The 17,875-nt window shown below is 41.6% G+C and carries 12 protein-coding genes, 3 tRNA genes and 3 rRNA genes; 5 read left to right on the forward strand and 13 right to left on the reverse strand.

Translation table 11 applies throughout. From position 1 onward, the window contains the following. Positions 1 to 438: 438 nt before the first annotated feature. Complete coding sequence (arcB, locus tag AC2VOY_RS04330) at positions 439 to 2,850, forward strand: aerobic respiration two-component sensor histidine kinase ArcB (protein ID WP_491832500.1); 2,412 nt, start codon at positions 439 to 441, stop codon at positions 2,848 to 2,850. Between the two features lie 96 nt (positions 2,851 to 2,946). Here arcB and nfsB read toward each other — a convergent pair whose 3' ends face one another. The 3 genes from nfsB to AC2VOY_RS04345 form a co-directional block, all read right to left on the reverse strand. Continuing rightward, positions 2,947 to 3,600, reverse strand: a complete 654-nt coding sequence (nfsB, locus tag AC2VOY_RS04335) for an oxygen-insensitive NAD(P)H nitroreductase (protein ID WP_491832502.1) — start codon at positions 3,598 to 3,600, stop codon at positions 2,947 to 2,949. A 177-nt stretch (positions 3,601 to 3,777) separates the two neighbouring features. Further along, positions 3,778 to 4,434 (reverse strand): nitroreductase family protein, encoded by a 657-nt coding sequence (locus AC2VOY_RS04340; protein ID WP_491832504.1) that lies wholly within the window; start codon positions 4,432 to 4,434, stop codon positions 3,778 to 3,780. Positions 4,435 to 4,636: 202 nt separating this feature from the next. After that, positions 4,637 to 5,296: an NAD(P)H-dependent oxidoreductase gene (locus AC2VOY_RS04345; protein WP_491832506.1), complete on the reverse strand. Its 660-nt coding sequence runs from the start codon at positions 5,294 to 5,296 to the stop codon at positions 4,637 to 4,639. Between the two features lie 157 nt (positions 5,297 to 5,453). Here AC2VOY_RS04345 and AC2VOY_RS04350 point away from each other — a divergent pair, with 157 nt between their 5' ends. Beyond that, a complete protein-coding gene (locus tag AC2VOY_RS04350) occupies positions 5,454 to 6,350 on the forward strand; it encodes a LysR family transcriptional regulator (protein WP_491832508.1) in 897 nt (298 codons plus the stop codon). A 19-nt stretch (positions 6,351 to 6,369) separates the two neighbouring features. On the opposite strand, the gene AC2VOY_RS04355 is transcribed toward AC2VOY_RS04350, so the two are convergent. Both AC2VOY_RS04355 and AC2VOY_RS04360 read right to left on the reverse strand, forming a co-directional pair. Continuing rightward, entirely contained in the window at positions 6,370 to 7,392 is a 1,023-nt protein-coding gene (locus AC2VOY_RS04355; protein WP_491832510.1) for a PLP-dependent cysteine synthase family protein, read from the reverse strand. A gap of 424 nt (positions 7,393 to 7,816) precedes the next feature. Continuing rightward, positions 7,817 to 7,901: transfer RNA gene (locus tag AC2VOY_RS04360), tRNA-Leu, on the reverse strand. A gap of 193 nt (positions 7,902 to 8,094) precedes the next feature. On the opposite strand from AC2VOY_RS04360, the gene AC2VOY_RS04365 reads away from it, so the two are divergent. Continuing rightward, positions 8,095 to 8,595, forward strand: coding sequence for an RDD family protein (locus AC2VOY_RS04365; RefSeq protein WP_491832511.1), 501 nt, complete (start codon positions 8,095 to 8,097; stop codon positions 8,593 to 8,595). An 80-nt stretch (positions 8,596 to 8,675) separates the two neighbouring features. Here the strand turns inward: AC2VOY_RS04365 and AC2VOY_RS04370 are convergent, their stop codons facing one another. Together AC2VOY_RS04370 and AC2VOY_RS04375 are read right to left on the reverse strand one after the other, a co-directional pair. Next, entirely contained in the window at positions 8,676 to 9,044 is a 369-nt protein-coding gene (locus AC2VOY_RS04370; RefSeq protein WP_491832512.1) for a YgiW/YdeI family stress tolerance OB fold protein, read from the reverse strand. A gap of 21 nt (positions 9,045 to 9,065) precedes the next feature. After that, positions 9,066 to 9,455 (reverse strand): YgiW/YdeI family stress tolerance OB fold protein, encoded by a 390-nt coding sequence (locus AC2VOY_RS04375; RefSeq protein WP_491832514.1) that lies wholly within the window; start codon positions 9,453 to 9,455, stop codon positions 9,066 to 9,068. A gap of 86 nt (positions 9,456 to 9,541) precedes the next feature. Here AC2VOY_RS04375 and AC2VOY_RS04380 point away from each other — a divergent pair, with 86 nt between their 5' ends. After that, positions 9,542 to 10,213 (forward strand): response regulator transcription factor, encoded by a 672-nt coding sequence (locus AC2VOY_RS04380; RefSeq protein ID WP_491832516.1) that lies wholly within the window; start codon positions 9,542 to 9,544, stop codon positions 10,211 to 10,213. 5 nt (positions 10,214 to 10,218) lie between these two features. Then, positions 10,219 to 11,448: a sensor histidine kinase gene (locus AC2VOY_RS04385; protein WP_491832518.1), complete on the forward strand. Its 1,230-nt coding sequence runs from the start codon at positions 10,219 to 10,221 to the stop codon at positions 11,446 to 11,448. Here the strand turns inward: AC2VOY_RS04385 and AC2VOY_RS04390 are convergent. The 6 genes from AC2VOY_RS04390 to AC2VOY_RS04415 form a co-directional block, all read right to left on the reverse strand. Beyond that, positions 11,441 to 11,995, reverse strand: a complete 555-nt coding sequence (locus AC2VOY_RS04390) for a metal-dependent hydrolase (protein ID WP_491832520.1) — start codon at positions 11,993 to 11,995, stop codon at positions 11,441 to 11,443. The two genes, AC2VOY_RS04385 and AC2VOY_RS04390, sit on opposite strands and share 8 nt — an antisense overlap. A 366-nt stretch (positions 11,996 to 12,361) precedes the next feature. Next, positions 12,362 to 12,438, reverse strand: a tRNA-Asp gene (locus tag AC2VOY_RS04395). Between the two features lie 94 nt (positions 12,439 to 12,532). Then, positions 12,533 to 12,648: ribosomal RNA gene (rrf, locus tag AC2VOY_RS04400) — 5S ribosomal RNA — on the reverse strand. Between the two features lie 108 nt (positions 12,649 to 12,756). Then, positions 12,757 to 15,650, reverse strand: a 23S ribosomal RNA gene (locus AC2VOY_RS04405). A gap of 458 nt (positions 15,651 to 16,108) precedes the next feature. Then, positions 16,109 to 16,184 (reverse strand) — tRNA-Ala (locus AC2VOY_RS04410). 65 nt (positions 16,185 to 16,249) lie between these two features. Continuing rightward, a 16S ribosomal RNA gene (locus AC2VOY_RS04415) occupies positions 16,250 to 17,792 on the reverse strand. Together the 16S, 23S and 5S rRNA genes with 2 tRNA genes alongside form the textbook arrangement of a ribosomal RNA operon. Positions 17,793 to 17,875: the final 83 nt, after the last annotated feature.

Genomic DNA, 17,875 nt, shown 5'->3' on the forward strand with positions numbered 1-17,875 from the left:
GACCACAAAGGTTAAACAGAGAAGGCATTTCATCTAGTTTTTGTTGTGTTGGGTGCGGACTGTTTTATATTATATTTAGGAGATTAGTATAATACTCGGGGCTTGAATACAAGATTTATCCGAAGCCGTAGTAACTACTATAAATGTAAGTTTGTACCTTACAATATACAGCCGTTCAAACATCCTACAATTATGTTTGTTAAATTCCAACTAAACTTTAAAAAAATGCTAACTTTTTTGCAAGCTATTATGAATAATTATAGCTACGCAAAGGAGTAAATGCCATTATACTAAATAATTAAGCATAAAAAACACATAAAACATCATTGAAATCTAAATAAGCCGTATTTTATGTATGGTTACTAAGATTGTTTTGGTTGTTTTTTTACGTTATTTGGTGTCAGATCTAAATGCTCCCTCAATAACTAAGGTATTTCAATGAAGCCATTAAAGCGTTTGGCGCAATATTATGTCGATCTTTTAGTAAAGCTAGGCTTAGTACGCTTCTCTATGCTATTAGCCTTTATCTTGGTGGCGCTCGCTGTGGTCATCCAAGTCTCTGTCACTATGGTGTTAAAAGGCCGCGTCTCTGACGTCGATATTATCCGTTCGGTTTTCTTTGGCCTCATCATCACCCCTTGGGCGGTATACTTTTTAACCGTTGTCGTCGAGCAGCTTGAAGATTCACGCCGACGCTTAAAATCTATGGTTGTTGAACTGCGCCAACTGCGACTGCGAGACATTGAGCGAAACGATCAACTCAAAGAGAATATTCATAAACTAAACCAAGAAATTGAAGATAGAAAAAAAGCTGAGCAAGCCTTGCAAGGCATGATGACAGATTTAGAAAATGAAGTCTTTGAGCGTGAAAAAACTCAATACGAGCTCAGCCGTCAAAGTACTTTAATGCGCTCCTTTTTAGATGCCTCGCCAGATGTCATTTATTATCGCAATACCAAAGGCGAGTTTTCAGGCTGTAATAAAGCATTTGAGGAGCTAACAGGAAAAACCGAAAGCGACCTTATCGGCTTAAAACCTGAAGATATTTATCCAACTGATGTCGCCGTAACTGTCACCAAAACCGATAAACTCGTTGTCGAAGGCCAAGAAGCGACCTATGACTTTTGGCTTGAATACCCTACAGGTAAAAAAGCATACTTCGAGTTCCGAAAATTGCCTCTTTATAATAAAGCGGGCCAACATATGGGTTTGGTAGGCTTTGGGCGTGATATTACCCAGCACAAGGTTTATCAAGATGCACTGGAAAAAGCCAGCCGCGATAAAACCACCTTTATCTCAACTATTAGTCATGAGCTGCGCACCCCACTTAATGGAATTGTCGGTTTAAGCCGTATGCTGCTGGAATCAAATCTGAGCCAAGAGCAGCAAAAACACATGCAAACTATTCATGTTAGCGCGGTTACCCTCGGGCATATTTTTAACGATATTATTGATTTAGATAAGCATGATCGTAGCCGCTTAGAGTTATTCCCTGAGCCGATTGATTTTCCTGTATTTGTCGATGAAATCGAAAGTATCTCCTCACTAATGGCTCAGCAAAAAGGCTTACGCTTTGATTTAGAAAGATTATCACTGTTGCCCGAAGGCATTTATGTGGATGCCACACGCTTTCGCCAAGTGCTTTGGAACCTTATCAGTAATGCGATTAAGTTCACTAAAGAAGGTGGCGTAAGTATTAATGTTAGTTCAGATTTTGATGATGAATTTGCTGCAATTGAAATTGAAATTGAAGATACCGGAGTCGGTATTCCAGAGTCTGAAATCGATAATATTTTTGCTATGTATTATCAAGTCAAATCTGGCAAGGACAACTTACATGCAGTCGGTACAGGGATTGGCCTTGCCGTCTCTCAAGAGCTGATTCGCCGTATGGGCGGGCATATTGATGTGATAAGTGAAGAAGGCTTTGGCAGTACCTTCACGGTTCATGTACGCTTGCCTATCGCGAAGATCGAAAAATTAATCGAAGACAACCATACCCTATCTAAACAAAGCTTACGCATTTATATGGTCGAAGATGTTGAGCTCAATATTACAGTCGCACGCTCGATTTTAGAGAAAATGGGGCATACTGTTGATGTTGCTATGCTTGGTCAAGAAGCAATTGATAACCTTCAACCTGAAAACTATGATTTGATCTTGCTTGATATTCAATTGCCAGATATGACAGGTTTCGATATTGCATCCCACTTGCGCAGCAACTTTAGTGAGTTGCCACCAATCGTCGCCTTAACCGCGAATGTGATGAAAGACAAAAAGCTGTATTTAGAACAAGGTATGAATGATGTGATCAGTAAGCCGCTATCGGTTTCATCGATTAGACAAGTTGTCGATCTTTGTATTAATAATAAATATAAGCATAACGATGTAACTTTTAGAGCCTTAGCAGATAAACAAAATGAAAATACAGCTAGCAAAGTAGAATCTAGCTCAACCAATCAGCAGCCATCAGCTAAAAGCAAGCAAGAAAAACTTTGGGACAAACTCTTAGATATCGATATGTTAACCTCTTATATTGAGATCGTCGGTAAAACGCCTGTTTATGAAAGCATTGCAATGTTTGAAAAAATGATGCCTGAATATATTGAAATCTTAGACTCGAACCTTCTGTCTGAAGATCAAGCTGGGATAACCTCTGAGGCGCACAAAATTAAAGGTGCAGCCAGTGCAATTGGCTTAAAGCATATTCAGCAAGTCGCGCAAAAAGCGCAAACACCTGAAGAGCCAATGTGGTGGGGAAATATTTCAAGCTGGGTGGATGAGATTAAAACCAACTATCGTACAGATATCACGGTGTTAAAAGATTGGCTGACGCATTATGAAGCCTAAAATCCTACAAACGTAACACAACAAAAAGGACTCCCATATTTTAAATCTTAATACATGGGTGTCCTTTATTTTATTTCCAGAGAAAGCTATTACGTCTTAGATCTCAGTAAATACCTGCGATTCACCCCAGCGTGATTTTGGCAATTTAGCATTAAAATCATCTTCACTACGATAACCGACAGCTACGATCACACTTGATTTTAAGCCCTTTTGCGCCAAGCCAAATTCTTTATCTAAAATCTCTTTATCAAAACCTTCAATTGGCACAGCGTCCACGCCGATAGCAGATGCGCCTAAAAGCAAAGTCCCTGCATTTAAATAGACCTGTTTTTCCATCCACTCTGGCGCATCCTTTAACTCTTCATTGTGTAGACCGACAAAAAACTTACGCCCTGCTGCAACGGTTTGTTTTAATTCAGGATTAGCAAAACGGCCATCTTTATCTTCTTGTGCTAATAATGCATCTAAATACTGATTATCAATTTGCGTTTTGGTACAAAAGACAAAAACATGCGAAGCATTTAAAACTTTTGCATTATTGAACCCATATTGATCTTGGGTCGCTTTAGCGATGCGCGCTTTTCCTTCCTTCGTGCCGGCAAGAATAAAATGCCAAGGCTGAGAGTTAACACTTGAGGCGCTCATGCGTACCAAATCTTTTAGCTCTTGGATTTGTTCATTAGTTAAAGTCTTAGTTGGATCAAAGGCTTTCGTTGAATAACGCGCTTTAGCAGCTTCTACTATAGACATTGGAACTCCTTTCAATTTGATCAATATAGAAATTAGAACGCAATCATTTAAGCATAGAAGAAAGCGTTTTTACTAGATATAAACAAATAAAAAGGGACACCCGATTTGAATATTCAAACCTAGGTGCCCCTTTTCAAGACGCATTGCTCTTTAAAGAGCCGAGAATCACTCGTCGTCTTAGATAGTTTCGATGATTTCTTCCATTGCTAGACGTGCTTTGGGTAGACCGTGGTTATAGTCTTCACCATCTTGGTGATAACCAATTGCCAGTGCAACTTCACAAACATGGCCATCAAGCTCTTTGGCGAAAGTTTCAGTCACAAGTTTCGCGTCAATCCCTTCCATTGCAGTTGAGTCAATGCCAAGGCGTGCAAGTGTGTGCATAATGTTGCCCAATGCGATATAAACTTGGTTTTTAGTCCATTGTGCGTTCATACCAGCTTCATCTGTATTCGCTTCAGCAAAAGCATAAGCGCCCATGAATGCATCGTACATATCTGCAGGTAAGTGACCTGAAGTAACTTCAGCATCAACACGTTTCGCAAACTTCTCTTTGGTGAATTTAGGATCATGCGCAAACAAAATAGTGTGCGAGGCTGCTTTGGCATGCGGCTGGTTAAACTGGTGCATATTCGCATATGTATCATGGAAACGTTGTTTCGCTTCATCTGATTCTAAGATGATAAATTTCCATGGCTGTGAGTTAATCGATGACGCAGACAAACGCAAAGCTTCTTTAATTACTTGCATATCTTCAGCGCTGATACGTTTTGATGGATCATATTTTTTTGCAGTATAACGTGCGTTAAGATCAGTAATAATTTGATGAGACATAATGGAACCTTTTCACTATAAAGTTGAGATGCGTGTATCATATAGCATTTTGATTCATTGATAATAGCCAATTATATTAAATCACTTTTTAGATTTTATTGATAATTCAAGATTTCAACCCTATACAAAGCAAAAGGACACCCACATTTGAAAACTCAAAGTATGGGTGTCCATTTATATACTAATTATATAAGAAATTCTCTTATAAGGTTACAAGCACATCTTCTTGAGCAAGACGAGCTTTTGGCAAAGGCTTGTTATAATCCTCACCTTCAAGGTGGTAGCCTATAGCCAATGCCACAGGGCAAACATGACCTTCAAGATCTGCTGCAAATGCCTCTCCAACAAGTTTCGTATCAATACCTTCCATTGCTGTTGAGTCAATACCTAAACGCATCAATGTATGCATCAAATTACCTAATGCTAAATAAAGCTGAGAACGAGTCCACTCACCGTTATAACCTTTTTCATCACTATTAGCTTCAACAAAGCCAAAGTAAGAATTCACAAAGGTATCGTACATATCAGGTGCTAAGTGCCCAGAAGTGACTTCTGCATCTGCACGTTTTGCAAGTTTTTCTTTATTAAAATAAGGATCATAAGCAAATAGAATGGTATGAGACGCTTCTTTGGCATGCGGTTGGTTAAACTGATGCATGTTCGCATATGTATCATGAAATTTCTGCTTAGCTTCATCTGACTCTAAAACGATAAATTTCCAAGGTTGTGAGTTGATAGAAGATGCAGATAAACGCAATGTTTCCTTGATCACTTCCATATCTTCCGCAGAGATACGTTTACTTGAATCATATTTTTTTGCTGTATAACGCGAATTTAACTCTTCAATAATTGGATGCGACATAAAAAACCCTTTTAACTATAAGTTTGAATATATGCATCATATATAATTTGAGTGTATTGATAATCTCTGAATATATTAAATCACTTTTTAGTTTTTATTGATAATCAATGAAGCCCTGATATGCTATAAGGAAATAAATACGAGCGAGTCTACCTTTATGAACATTGAGCATCTACGTCTATTTGTGCGCCTTGCTGCAATTCAAAACATTAGCCAAGCTGGGCAAACTCTAGGTCTGTCACCAGCTGTTGCCAGCGCACATTTAACTAAGCTTGAGCAAAGCTTAAATGTTCGACTTATCTCGCGTACCACACGAAGTGTTTCCTTAACTCAAGAAGGACAAGACTTTCTGCCGCATGCCGAAAACATTATCGCCAATGTCGAAGCAGCCAAAAGTGCCCTCGGTGTCGGAGATACATCGCCAACCGGTACGCTGCGCATCACCGCACCTTCAACTTTTGCACGCCTACACTTGCAACCTATTGTGAAAGACTTCTTGAGCCAATACCCTGAGTTGGATATCGACCTAAGGTTAAGCGATACGATTATGGATCTTGTTCAAGGTGGGTTTGATTTAGCGATACGTAATGCCGATCTTAAAGATTCGACCCTTGTTGCGCGCAAACTTGCAAATGATAAACGAATTATCTGCGCCTCTCCTGAATACATAGAAAAATATGGTGAACCCAAATGCCCGAAAGATCTTAAAGATCATCAATGTATAAACTTAACCGGCGGGGAAACGTGGAGCTTTCAAACCAAATGCGGTCTGATGAATATTAAAACTCGCGGACGTTTTAAAACCGACAATGGGGATGCAATGCGTGATGCCACTTGTGATGGGCTTGGGCTTTCAATTAATTCAAGGTGGAGCTCCTACAAGGAGCTAAAAGAAGGTCGCCTGATCCAAGTTTTAAAGGATTACCCATTAGCTTCGGATTACGGGATTTGGGCGGTATACCCTAGCTCTCGACTGCTCGCGCCAAAAGTTAGGGTATTTATTGATTATTTAGTTAAATGCTATCAAGCACCTGTATATTGGGATCAGGATTAAAGCAACAACTAAACCAAGCTTAAGCGCCCCAATTATTAATATTTTTGCGGCGCCATTCTTCGTTGTAATAGCAATCTAAATAACGCTCACCACTGTCACACAGCAAGGTCACAATCGAACCTTTTTTCCCTTCTGCTTGCATTTCTTTAGCAAGTTTGATGACGCCACAAATATTGGTGCCCGTTGAAGGCCCAACTTTTTTACCTAAAATAGCTTCGAGCTTAAGCATCATTTCAACGCTATCTTTATCTAAGATCGTATACATGCGATCGACTACGTTGGGGATAAAACTTGGTTCGACTCGCGGTCGTCCTATACCTTCAATTTTGCTGCCTTTATCTAAGGTTAAATTGGCATTGCCAGTTTTATAATACTCATGAAAAACTGAATTTTCAGGATCGACCACGCAAAGCTTAGTCTCATACTTTTGATAACGAATAAAACGCCCAATCGTTGCTGAATTACCACCTGTGCCTGCGCTCATCACAATCCATTCAGGGATCGGATATTCTTCAAGCGCCATTTGATGATAAATGCTATCAGCAATATTGTTATTCCCACGCCAGTCAGTGGCACGTTCAGCATAGGTAAACTGATCCATATAATGCCCATTAAGCTCAGATGCTAAGCGGCGTGACTCGGCATAGATTTGATCTGAACTATCCACCAAATGGGTTTTACCACCATAAAATTCAATCTGTTGGATTTTTTTGCTAGCAGTGGTTTTTGGCATCACAGCAATAAAAGGAAGGCCAAGTAGACGTGCAAAATAAGCTTCAGAAACAGCAGTACTGCCAGATGAGGATTCGATAATAGTCGTCTTTGGACCAATCCAACCATTACTTAATCCATATAAGAATAGCGAGCGAGCTAAGCGATGTTTGAGTGAGCCTGTCGGATGCGTACTTTCATCTTTTAGATAAAAATCGATCTCAGGAAACTCTTCAAGTTCGATTTTGATTAGATGCGTATCTGCTGAGCGCTGAAAATCTGCTTCTATTTTACGAATCGCTTGATTTACCCAAGTACGGTCATGTTGCATCGAAATCTCCCTTATGTATTTTTATTCTATTTACCAACATCTTGCCGATTTAAGATAACAAGTGGTATATAGATAATTTAACCTACATAAGGGAGAAAGTTTTTGCTCAATCACCTCTATTTTAAGCATCCAGGAGAATATTTTTCTCTTTGAGCCTGTATATAAATAAATACTACCTAATTTAAAATAGATCAATAAAGCCTATACCTATAATTCATATACGAAGGCTAGAATATAATGAATAAAAGGAAAATAGAGACGAAAGAAGAAATAAGGAAATGAGATCGAATTAGACAAAATTTAGGCATAAAAAAATCCCTTACACTCTTTTGCACCGCGAAGTGCGTTTAATGTATAGGGATTCAATCATTGTGACTTATTAGTAAGTCAATCTAAGTTGTTGACTAGACAACTTAAAAAAATATGGTACCGGTGGGCGGACTTGAACCGCCACGCCCGAAGGCAACGGATTTTGAATCCGTCGTGTATACCAATTTCACCACACCGGCATCTGCAAATACATGATTTGCTTTGATGAAATTGATTATACGTATCAAAGCTTAGTGTGCAAGTTTTTCTTAGCAAAAAATGTTTGAATGTTGATATTTTCACCATAATTATTCGTTTTACGTGCTAGATCTCTTTCCAGCTTTGGCGATAACTTATATCCTGATGAAATAATAGTAAAATTTAAGGATTAGGATGAAAGCTTTAAAGTATGGTCAAACTGCAGGATTCATACGTCGCCTGGCTGCACTTTTTTATGATGGGCTACTTTTAATCGCTTTATTAATGATGTCCGCTGGTATCATCGTTGCCTTGCTTGAAGCCCTGCATGCAGCAAATATTTTTTCATATGGCCATTATCAAGATGTATCAGATTTTCTATCCAACCACCCTATTGCTCATTGGCTGTTTCAATTTTATTTACTTTTTGTTTGGCTTGGCTTTTTTATTAGCTTTTGGCGTAAGGGGCAAACCCTTGGGATGCGAGCATGGCAGCTTAGAGTACAAAACAAAGATGGCACCAATATAAATACCAAGCAGGCTCTGCTCCGCTGCATTAGTTCACTATTTGGATTAGGTAACTTAACTATCCTATTCACGCGACCAAAGCGCTCACTGCAAGATATCTGCAGTCAATCTGAAGTCATTCTTTATCCAACCTCAGCTAATATAAAATTAAGTAAAAATAAACTCTAAACGCGCCTTATAGATACTAAAAAGCTAGTTCAGAACATCCAAACTAGCTTGATATAATTAGCTTTTAAAACTGATGGTGCTTATTTCACAACATTAATAACATCTACATCAACTTTATATTCACGCATTAAATCTTTGTCGATTTCACCTTGGATATTGACTTTCATATCAGGCGTCACTGTCAGACCATTCCAATCATCATTATCAATATCGATAACAATTGATGCCGTCTCATCTTTAAATGTATACTTCTCATCACCTAATGATTCAGTGATATAACCTGTTAGTGAAACCTTGTCATCATCACTTAGATCAAGTGCTTGTTTAACTGTCATTTCATAACGGTTTGAAGATGGACCTTGGAAGCCACCCGTTGTTGTTTGCTCTGCCGTATTTGCAAATGTTGCTGCAGAAAATAAAACCATCGTCGCTGCAAGAAATTTTTTCATGTTGTTCACCTTTATATTCTTTTATTGAGAAAGTTGGATATGTTCAACTTCAACTTGTAATTCACCACGCTCTACCTCTACTTCACCTTCGATAATAACAGGCGTTTCAGGTAGAACCGTTAATCCATTCCAATCATCATGGTCAACTTCGATGATTAGGTCCCCACTTTGATCTTGAAATCTATATTCTTCATTGCCAAGTGATTCTAAAATAGAACCTTCTAAGCGCACAAAACTGTCTTCTGGCATATTTTTTAGATCTGAAACTAAGTATTTAGATACCTTACTCGGGCCTTTAAAACCACCTTGAAGATTTTGACTCAAATCCGCTTTAGGGCCTTGAAAACCACCTTGAGCAGCACAAGCAAAGGATGCAAAGGCTAAACTTGTCACTAGATATATTTTTTTCACTTGATTAACCCTCAATCACTAACTCAGTACTTCTTAATGAGATAAACTATACCTCTTACAGTGTGAAGCAAACGTGAAGAATGTATATGAAAGTACTAATTGTTGATGATAATTATAATGTCTCTGAAACTATTGCTGATTATTTAGAGCTAGAAGGCATTGATGTTGACTTTGCTTACCATGGTGAAGCAGCCTTAGAAATACTTAAAGATCAGCATTTTGATGTGATCATTATGGACATCATGATGCCAAAAGTCGATGGTATTACAGCTGTCAAAAGGCTACGCGAAGAGCTATTTTGCAATACACCAATTTTATTCCTCACTGCCAAGGATCATCTCGATGATAAAGTGGCAGCTTTTCAAGCTGGTGGAGATGATTATTTATTAAAGCCTTTTGCGATGGAAGAGCTTCATTTACGCTTGCTTGCACTTAATAGTCGTGGTCCAAGGCAAGATATAGGCGAGATTTGCTTTGCAGATATCAAACTAAATACTCAAACAGAACAAGCCACACGCAAAGATCAAGTTTTAAAACTAAGTCAAATTCAGTTCAAAATTCTACAAGTACTACTCAAGAATGCACCGAATATTGTTTCTCGCCAAGAAGTTACTTATGCCGTATGGGGGGAGCAAACCCCTTCAAGTGATGCACTACGCAGCCATATTTATGGGTTACGCAATGCCTTAGATAAAAACTTTGAAACCTCACGCCTTGAAACTATTCATGGTCAAGGCTACCGCTTAAAACAAGATTAAGAATTATGCCCAATCAAAATACTCGTGAGTTGCCAAGCTTATTAAAACTGATTCGTCGTCGCTTCTTGATCTCTGCGGTGGCCTTTTTTGGTATTTTCTGGAGTCTTATATATATCGCAGAAAGCCAACTTGAAGTGATAAGCTTGCATCACTGGTTAGATACTGAAGCCCAGCACTATGTTGAGCGCTATCAAGAAGATGGCATAAAAGCACGTTTACCAAATGAAGCTGAATTTTTAAGTTACTGGTCACAAACTCCAATCCCAACTTGGCTACGTGAATACCAAACGCCGGGTTTTTATGAACACTTACTCGGCGAAGAAGATAAGCATTTTATTGTTTATCCGCACCCATCAGGTAAAGGCTTAATGTATTTGCTCTTTCAAGATGATGCGGATGACTATCTAGATCAGTATGAAGATAATCTACACTTATATACCTTCTTATTTGGATCTTTCTTAACCTTGCTTGTCGCTATTTATGGGATCTTTTTCGTCCGTAGTATTGCTCGCCCATTAAATAATATAAAAACAAAAATTAATCAGATGTCTCCTAATATACCTGATTTTGAACTGGATTCACCCTATCAAGAAACATATATGATTGAGCAAGCACTATTAGAAAATAAACAAAGTATTGCCAAGTTCTTCCAACGAGAAAAAGAGTTTAGCCGATTTTCTTCGCATGAGTTAAGAACGCCAATCATGGTGATCAAAGGATCAACGGATATTTTAACTAAGATTCCAGATCAACCTAATGTTGCCAAACGCGCGATTAAGCGGATGCAACTGGCAAGTGAAGAAATGAAAGTATTAACCGAGACTTTCTTGCTCTTAGGCAAAGAAGAGATAGAAGATCATCATTTCGATACCCATTCATTGCATAATCTTTTAACTCAAGAATTAGATCAACTTGCAGGACTTTTTGCAAAACAAAATGCTAGTTATCACTTAGATGTTAAGCAAGATGCTGATGTCTATGCACCGAAAAGTTTTATTATGATTATCATGAATAACCTGATTAAAAACGCTTTTAGCTATAGTATTGGAGATATTAAGATCGATTTAAATAATACATGTCTAGAAGTGACGAATCGTCATGATGGGAATGAAATTTACAATGCTGGCTATGGCTGTGGCCTTGTTATTGTAGAGAGAATTTGTGACCGACAAGGTTGGCAATTTAAGATTATAGAAAATGAGCACAGCTTTTGTGCTCAAGTCCATTTTAATTAAGAATATGTGAAAGCGATAAAAAGTCCGAGCGCCCTAAGTAATACAAAGTACAAATTAATACAATACATGCTAGACAAATATTTGCGAACCACTCGTACTTTGAACTCTTCCACCAATTAAGGCAATACTTGCGCCCAAATGGTAAAAAAGGGATCCCTTGCTTATTTGGGAAATCACCAAGTAAGTGAATCACTGCGCCATAACAATATGCAAAGCCAAAGCTAAACCCTATCATTGGCCAAAATACTTGAGGTTGAATCGCTTGAGTATAGAACCACCATGTAGCAATCAACCATAAGGAAATGGTATGTGTGATCCCTCTATGGGTTAGCATCGTTCGTGTGATCGTCTTTGTCTTACGCCCAAACAAACCATAATTCACCCGTTTGCTACGACGTATCTCTAAGTAATCTGGCGCTGTAACACCTAACAAGCAAGCAATAAACATTACCAGATATACGATAAGCGGTAGTTGATACTTGTAACATACTGCGAACGGAAACATTGATGCCGCTACACCACTTTGATAGTGACCTGCCCCTGTCATAAAACAACCTACTGTATAAAACTGTGTATTTTATCACTTTTATACAGTATATCATATAGTTTGATTTTCGTTAGATGAAAAATCCGACTATTTTTATCAAGTATAAATATTGACTGTACCTTGGTTATTTACTTTTCTACAGACGAAAAAAAACCTGACTCTTTCGAATCAGGTTTCTGCTATTTGTTTATAAAAGAAGAGTGGCTCAGTGGACGGGACTCCCTAATACCCGCTTGGCGCGACCCTCGGCGTGACGGGCCGGCCTGCTCTAGGTAAAAAGCTAACCAACTGAACTACCACTTCTTTTTACTTAATTTTATACAAACAAAAAAAGCCTGACTCTTCCGAATCAGGCTTTCTAATAAGTGGCGGAGTGGACGGGACTCGAACCCGCGACCCCCGGCGTGACAGGCCGGTATTCTAACCAACTGAACTACCACTCCGCAACTAATTTGGTGCACAATAAAGTCTTACTTAAACTGCTTTATTGTTTTTTTGCTTTTAGATTTTTATTAAAATCTGAAAACAATTAAAAGAACCTGGCGATGTCCTACTCTCACATGGGGAAACCCCACACTACCATCGGCGCTATTACGTTTCACTTCTGAGTTCGGCATGGGATCAGGTGGGTCCATAATGCTATGGTCGCCAAGTAAATTCTTTAATTCGGAAAGCTGTTATTTCTTTTTAAAGAAAAAATTCTCTAACACTACATTCAAGTGTTTCTATTCAATCCAACTACAAAACTTTTTAGGTGTTGTATGGTTAAGCCTCACGGGCAATTAGTACAGGTTAGCTCAACGCCTCACAACGCTTACACACCCTGCCTATCAACGTTCTAGTCTCGAACAACCCTTTAGGACACTTAAAGTGCCAGGGAAGACTCATCTTAGGGCTCGCTTCCCGCTTAGATGCTTTCAGCGGTTATCGATTCCGAACTTAGCTACCGGGCAATGCCATTGGCATGACAACCCGAACACCAGAGGTTCGTCCACTCCGGTCCTCTCGTACTAGGAGCAGCCCCCTTCAATCTTCCAACGCCCACGGCAGATAGGGACCGAACTGTCTCACGACGTTCTAAACCCAGCTCGCGTACCACTTTAAATGGCGAACAGCCATACCCTTGGGACCGACTTCAGCCCCAGGATGTGATGAGCCGACATCGAGGTGCCAAACACCGCCGTCGATATGAACTCTTGGGCGGTATCAGCCTGTTATCCCCGGAGTACCTTTTATCCGTTGAGCGATGGCCCTTCCATTCAGAACCACCGGATCACTATGACCTGCTTTCGCACCTGCTCGAATTGTCATTCTCGCAGTCAAGCGGGCTTATGCCATTGCACTAACCTCACGATGTCCAACCGTGATTAGCCCACCTTCGTGCTCCTCCGTTACTCTTTGGGAGGAGACCGCCCCAGTCAAACTACCCACCAGGCACTGTCCTCACCCCAGATAATGGGGCTAAGTTAGAACATCAAGCATACAAGGGTGGTATTTCAAGGTTGACTCCACGCAATCTAGCGACTGCGCTTCAAAGTCTCCCACCTATCCTACACATGTAGGGTCAATGTTCAGTGCCAAGCTGTAGTAAAGGTTCACGGGGTCTTTCCGTCTAGCCGCGGGTACACTGCATCTTCACAGCGATTTCAATTTCACTGAGTCTCGGGTGGAGACAGCGTGGCCATCATTACGCCATTCGTGCAGGTCGGAACTTACCCGACAAGGAATTTCGCTACCTTAGGACCGTTATAGTTACGGCCGCCGTTTACCGGGGCTTCGATCAAGAGCTTCGACCGAAGTCTAACCCCATCAATTAACCTTCCGGCACCGGGCAGGCGTCACACCGTATACGTCATCTTACGATTTTGCACAGTGCTGTGTTTTTAATAAACAGTTGCAGCCACCTGGTATCTGCGACTCTCGGCAGCTTAGAGAGCAAGTCTCATCACCGCTAAGAGCGTACCTTCTCCCGAAGTTACGGTACCATTTTGCCTAGTTCCTTCACCCGAGTTCTCTCAAGCGCCTTGGTATTCTCTACCCGACCACCTGTGTCGGTTTGGGGTACGATTCCTTACAATCTGAAGCTTAGAGGCTTTTCCTGGAAGCATGGCATCAATGACTTCACACCCTTGGGTGCTCGACGTCGTGTCTCAGCCTAACAATTTCCCGGATTTACCTAAGAAATTAGCCTACGCACTTGAACCTGGACAACCATCGCCAGGCCCACCTAGCCTTCTCCGTCCCCCCATCGCAATTGTAAGAAGTACGGGAATATTAACCCGTTTCCCATCGACTACGCATTTCTGCCTCGCCTTAGGGGTCGACTTACCCTGCCCCGATTAACGTTGGACAGGAACCCTTGGTCTTCCGGCGAGGGAGTTTTTCACTCCCTTTATCGTTACTCATGTCAGCATTCGCACTTCTGATACCTCCAGCAGCCCTTACAGACCACCTTCAACGGCTTACAGAACGCTCCCCTACCCCGCATATTCGTAAGAATATGCAGCCGCAGCTTCGGTTTATAGCTTAGCCCCGTTACATCTTCCGCGCAGGCCGACTCGACTAGTGAGCTATTACGCTTTCTTTAAATGATGGCTGCTTCTAAGCCAACATCCTAGCTGTTTTAGCCTTCCCACATCGTTTCCCACTTAGCTATAATTTGGGACCTTAGCTGGCGGTCTGGGTTGTTTCCCTCTCCACGACGGACGTTAGCACCCGCCGTGTGTCTCCCGGATAGTACTTACTGGTATTCGGAGTTTGCAAAGGGTTGGTAAGTCGGGATGACCCCCTAGCCTTAACAGTGCTCTACCCCCAGTAGTATTCATCCGAGGCGCTACCTAAATAGCTTTCGGGGAGAACCAGCTATCTCCAGGTTTGATTGGCCTTTCACCCCTAGCCACAAGTCATCCGCTAATTTTTCAACATTAGTCGGTTCGGTCCTCCAGTTGATGTTACTCAACCTTCAACCTGCCCATGGCTAGATCACCTGGTTTCGGGTCTATACCTAGCAACTCGACGCCCAGTTAAGACTCGGTTTCCCTACGGCTCCCCTAAACGGTTAACCTTGCTACTAAATATAAGTCGCTGACCCATTATACAAAAGGTACGCAGTCACACCACGAAGGTGCTCCTACTGCTTGTACGTACACGGTTTCAGGTTCTATTTCACTCCCCTCACAGGGGTTCTTTTCGCCTTTCCCTCACGGTACTGGTTCACTATCGGTCAGTCAGTAGTATTTAGCCTTGGAGGATGGTCCCCCCATGTTCAGACAAGGTTTCACGTGCCCCGCCTTACTCGATTTCACTGATTATGAGGTGTTGGTTACGGGGCTATCACCCTGTATCGCCAAGCTTTCCAGCTTGTTCACCTGCCTCATCAAAAGCTTAAGGGCTAATCCGATTTCGCTCGCCGCTACTTTCAGAATCTCGGTTGATTTCTTCTCCTCGGGGTACTTAGATGTTTCAGTTCCCCCGGTTCGCCTCATTAACCTATGTATTCAGTTAATGATACATGCTTATGCATGTGGGTTTCCCCATTCGGAAATCCCAGACTCAAGTGGTTTTTACTACCTAATCTGGGCTTATCGCAAGTTAATACGTCCTTCATCGCCTCTGACTGCCAAGGCATTCGCCGTGTACGCTTATTCACTTAACCATACAACCCTAAAAAGTTTTTTTAGTTCGATTTGTTTGTTACTACGTCGTTAAGTCTAAAAATTGCTTGGTCACATAGATGAACTATGTTCCCAGCGACAATTTCTATCCTTGCCTTGTATTAACTGCCAAATCTGTCTAAAAAACATATCTTAAGATTTTTAGTGTATGACAACTAAATAAGATTTGTTTTTGATATTTAGAGGGTTAATCTAAATATCGATTGCCGGACTCAATAGATACGTTTAATTACTTAGTAATTAAACGCCAAGACACTTAAATGTGTGTTTGTTTACTTATCTTAAAAGATAAGATTGAGAACTTTTGGTGAAATAATAAAAATTGAAATTTATTATTTCGTCAGCTTTCCAAATTGTTAAAGAGCAGATTCATATATTACTAGATGAACCATTTCTAAGCATACTCATTAATATCTTTATTAATAAATACATTTAGAAATGGTGGAGCTATGCGGGATCGAACCGCAGACCTCCTCGCTGCCAGCGAGGCGCTCTCCCAGCTGAGCTATAGCCCCTCTACGAATCTCTTTAATTTCAAACCATATCAATCTGTGTGGACACTCATCTATGTACTTTCGTATAAGGAGGTGATCCAGCCCCAGGTTCCCCTAGGGCTACCTTGTTACGACTTCACCCCAGTCATGAACCACAAAGTGGTAAGCGTCCTCCCGAAGGTTAAACTACCTACTTCTTTTGCAGCCCACTCCCATGGTGTGACGGGCGGTGTGTACAAGGCCCGGGAACGTATTCACCGTGGCATTCTGATCCACGATTACTAGCGATTCCGACTTCATGGAGTCGAGTTGCAGACTCCAATCCGGACTACGACGCACTTTTTGGGATTCGCTCACTTTCGCAAGTTGGCTGCCCTCTGTATGCGCCATTGTAGCACGTGTGTAGCCCTACTCGTAAGGGCCATGATGACTTGACGTCGTCCCCACCTTCCTCCGGTTTATCACCGGCAGTCTCCCTGGAGTTCCCACCATTACGTGCTGGCAAACAAGGATAAGGGTTGCGCTCGTTGCGGGACTTAACCCAACATTTCACAACACGAGCTGACGACAGCCATGCAGCACCTGTCTTACAGTTCCCGAAGGCACCAAAGCATCTCTGCTAAGTTCTGTAGATGTCAAGAGTAGGTAAGGTTCTTCGCGTTGCATCGAATTAAACCACATGCTCCACCGCTTGTGCGGGCCCCCGTCAATTCATTTGAGTTTTAATCTTGCGACCGTACTCCCCAGGCGGTCTACTTAACGCGTTAGCTCCGAAAGCCACGGCTCAAGGCCACAACCTCCAAGTAGACATCGTTTACGGCGTGGACTACCAGGGTATCTAATCCTGTTTGCTCCCCACGCTTTCGCATCTGAGTGTCAGTATCTGTCCAGGGGGCCGCCTTCGCCACTGGTATTCCTTCAGATCTCTACGCATTTCACCGCTACACCTGAAATTCTACCCCCCTCTACAGTACTCTAGCCTGCCAGTTTCAAATGCAGTTCCGAGGTTGAGCCTCGGGCTTTCACATCTGACTTAACAAACCACCTGCATGCGCTTTACGCCCAGTAATTCCGATTAACGCTCGCACCCTCCGTATTACCGCGGCTGCTGGCACGGAGTTAGCCGGTGCTTCTTCTGTTGCTAACGTCAAGCAACGCAGTTATTAGCTACGCTACCTTCCTCACAACTGAAAGTACTTTACAACCCGAAGGCCTTCTTCATACACGCGGCATGGCTGCATCAGGCTTTCGCCCATTGTGCAATATTCCCCACTGCTGCCTCCCGTAGGAGTCTGGGCCGTGTCTCAGTCCCAGTGTGGCTGATCATCCTCTCAGACCAGCTAGGGATCGTCGCCTTGGTGAGCCATTACCTCACCAACTAGCTAATCCCACATAGGCATATCCTAACGCGCAAGGCCCGAAGGTCCCCTGCTTTGGCCCGAAGGCATTATGCGGTATTAGCTATCGTTTCCAATAGTTATCCCCCACATTAGGGCAATTTCCTATGCATTACTCACCCGTCCGCCGCTCGACGCCGAAGGTGCAAGCACCTTCTCGTTTCCGCTCGACTTGCATGTGTTAGGCCTGCCGCCAGCGTTCAATCTGAGCCATGATCAAACTCTTCAATTTAAGATTTTGTGTCTTTCGACAAGCTCAATGAATACTGACTTCAAAACTAATTCTTACCCGAAGATAAGATGTAATTCTAAAGC

This window comes from Vibrio sp. KMM 9700 (genome assembly GCF_058545285.1).